Annotated in this window: 4 protein-coding genes; all 4 read left to right on the forward strand. The window is 38.0% G+C overall.

What is annotated here, in order from left to right:
* Positions 1-65 precede the first annotated feature (65 nt).
* Positions 66-440 carry a cyclase family protein gene (locus tag ACUVXA_RS20205; protein WP_445873097.1) on the forward strand — a complete coding sequence of 125 codons (375 nt, stop codon included), beginning with the start codon at positions 66-68 and terminating at the stop codon, positions 438-440.
* Positions 441-803: 363 nt separating this feature from the next.
* Complete coding sequence (gene cas6 / locus ACUVXA_RS20210; protein ID WP_445873094.1) at positions 804-1,532, forward strand: CRISPR-associated endoribonuclease Cas6; 729 nt, start codon at positions 804-806, stop codon at positions 1,530-1,532.
* The gene (locus ACUVXA_RS20215) at positions 1,529-1,756 is read left to right on the forward strand and encodes a hypothetical protein (RefSeq protein WP_445873095.1); all 228 of its coding nucleotides are present in this window, start codon (positions 1,529-1,531) and stop codon (positions 1,754-1,756) included. Before cas6 ends, ACUVXA_RS20215 begins: the two co-directional genes overlap by 4 nt.
* Positions 1,701-2,033 carry a hypothetical protein gene (locus ACUVXA_RS20220; protein ID WP_445873096.1) on the forward strand — a complete coding sequence of 111 codons (333 nt, stop codon included), beginning with the start codon at positions 1,701-1,703 and terminating at the stop codon, positions 2,031-2,033. The genes ACUVXA_RS20215 and ACUVXA_RS20220 overlap by 56 nt, the downstream gene beginning before the upstream one ends.
* The last annotated feature ends 47 nt before the right edge of the window (positions 2,034-2,080 follow it).

The raw sequence follows: 2,080 nt of genomic DNA on the forward strand, positions 1-2,080 counted from the left end.
CCGAACACCATTTAGGCGGTGTCCTAAATGGGTAAGTTTCGGACAACGGTAAAAAGGCTCGAACTATTGATGAGGTTCCTTTGGAGTGGTGTTTTAGTGACGGTGTGGTTCTGGATATGAGGCATAAGCCGGATGGCTCTGTGGTTACTGTGGATGATGTTAAGGCAACTTTGAAAAAGATTAACTATAATATTAAACCCTTCGATATTGTTCTAATTATGACCGGCGTGGACAAGTACTGGGGCACTACGGATTATCTAAACAAGGGATGTGGTATGGGGCGGGAGTCAACGATTTGGCTCTGTGATCAAGGCGTAAAGATAATGGGAATCGATTCTTGGAAAAGCTACTTTTTTGACTATTTTTTTGAATTGAGTAAGAGCCTCCTGCTACTGAACAACATATTAGTAGTAAACCATTATAGATATACTCTAAACTGAGAAGGTAGTTCTAGTGGTAGAACACCTGTCCTGGTTTTAAGCCATTATAGGTATGCTCTAACCCCCTTTGTTTTGGTTTTTTGGGGTTTTTATGGCTTGGTTTTGTGTTTTTTGTTGTCAACCCTTATTTTTGTTTATTGTGTGGAGGGTCAACGGGTTTGCCTTTTTGTTCCCATAGTTTATTGTGGTCTAGAAAAATGTAAATATCACGTATTATTTTTTAGTTATTATTTTGTATTTGTTTGAAAATTTGAAATTTTAGTTTGATACTTATCCTTTGAGGGGTTTTTGAACTCATTTGGGGAATGTGGTATAAAGGTGTTATTCAATAACCTTTATTATTTTCTTTGCAGCTAATAATCTATGCATGTTTGTTTTGAGTTTGAGGGAAATGGGTCAGGGTATGTATCTTTACCCTTACATTATAATCATCTTGTTCAAAGTATGATTTATAGCAATATTTCGAGGGAGTTAGCCGACTTTCTCCACGATAAGGGATTTATTCATGGAAAGAGGACATTTAAGTTATTTACATTTTCTAGAATTATTGGTAAGCCGCAAATAAGTAATGGGAGCATTGTTTTTGAAGGATCGGTAAGACTTTATGTATCTTCCCCGGTTGAGAGGTTTATTAGAGAGTTAGCGACGACACTGGTTCAGAGAGGCAACGTCACTCTGGGCGACACCAACCTTTTAGCCACCAGTGTATCCTTTTCTAAACCTCCTGAGTTTAAAGAAGAGACTTATATAAGGACACTGTCTCCAATAACTATCTATAGCACTCTTTACAATTCGGAGAATCAAAAGAAAACCTACTATTTCTCTCCGAAAGAGTTGGAGTTCTCAAATCTCCTATGCGAAAATGCCCAAAAAAAGCACAGCATCCTGAAGGGAGAGAGGGCTGAGGGAAGTATAGAGGTTGAGCCTATTAGAGTGAAAGAGGTCATAGTTCTCTATAGGGGTACCGTTATTAAGGGATGGGTAGGAAAATTTTTACTTAAGGGGAGTAAAGATCTTATGAGAACTGTTTATGAAACAGGTTTGGGGAATAAAAACTCTCAGGGGTTTGGCATGTTTGAGGTGATTGAATGATAACATCACTGAGGATTATTGGAGAAGCTGTGCTACAGAAGACTGCCGAAGAGAATAAAATCTCTATAGATGATCCCAAAACATTTCTTATTAGCCAGGTGAGGGCTCAGGATGAAATTGACGAAATTGTACGCTTGATCTTCTCCTTGAAAGAGAGGAGAGTAAAGTTTGACAGGCTTAGGGCTACAGAAGAAAGGAAAAAGGAGTTATCTTTGGATCGGTAATGTCATAGGCGTAGCCCCTCAGAACAGGCTCACCACGAATAACGTAAAGTATCTTGTTTCAGAAACCATATCCAATATACTTCGTGAACTTCAAACAAAAAGTGCCAAAAGTAAAAAAGTTCAAGAATTTAGGGGCATTCTGAATAATATAAGGAGCAGATTTTTCATTAAAGACGGGAAACGTTTTCTCTTAAACCCGGAAACCGTAGAGCTTAACAGTAAAAAGCAGAAAGAGGAAGAAAAAGGGAAGAAAAAAGTGGAGGAAAAGCGATTCTGACATAATATTCTTGCTAAGCTTTAAATCGTTGTTTTCCCACCATTATT

The sequence above is a fragment of the Candidatus Jordarchaeum sp. genome (assembly GCF_052745115.1).

What these genes read in the sequence shown, in the direction of transcription:
- cas6 (WP_445873094.1), top strand. Translation starts at nt 804, where the DNA reads ATGCATGTTTGTTTTGAGTTTGAGGGAAATGGGTCAGGGTATGTATCT.
- ACUVXA_RS20215 (WP_445873095.1), top strand. Translation starts at nt 1,529, where the DNA reads ATGATAACATCACTGAGGATTATTGGAGAAGCTGTGCTACAGAAGACT.